Below are 551 nucleotides of genomic sequence, written 5' to 3' on the forward strand. Positions count from 1 at the left end.
ACAAGTGCATGAAAAAAGGTTACAAGGAAAAAAGAGGAAAAGAACAAAAAAATTGGGCACCACTTCTCCATGTAAAAGATGCTCTACAACAGGTGCATGAAGTTCCTGATTCAGCACAAATGCATTCACCTACTTATCGTTTGGCGTATATCGACCAAGAGTTTATGATGCGTCCGGAGTTACGTTCACAACGCATTGGTCTTGAGTTTTTAAAGCCAGAAATAGTACTTCAGGAATATAATATTCAATCAACAATTGTTTTATTTGGTGGTGCGCGTATTCCCGAATCTGGGCAAGCAGCATGGGCAGCAAAAAATGAAACGCAAAAGAAAAATTTACATGCTATGTCACATTATTACGATGAAGCAAGGGAATTTGCGCGTTTGTGTTCACGCTATTCTGCTACGACGGAGTATCGTGAATTTGTGGTTGTCACGGGGGGAGGACCAGGGGTAATGGAAGCAGGAAATCGTGGTGCTGCTGATGTTGGTGCACCAACGATTGGCTTAAATGTCGTTTTGCCGCATGAACAAATGCCTAATTCTTATGTG

1 pseudogene is annotated in these 551 nt (G+C 41.7%); it reads left to right on the plus strand.

The features are described 5' to 3' along the window. Positions 1-8: 8 nt before the first annotated feature. Positions 9-551: pseudogene (locus tag ACFIML_RS09370) on the plus strand (3-isopropylmalate dehydrogenase); the annotation flags it as partial.

The sequence above is a fragment of the Bartonella sp. AC62GZZY genome (genome assembly GCF_042196525.1).
Taxonomy (GTDB): domain Bacteria; phylum Pseudomonadota; class Alphaproteobacteria; order Rhizobiales; family Rhizobiaceae; genus Bartonella.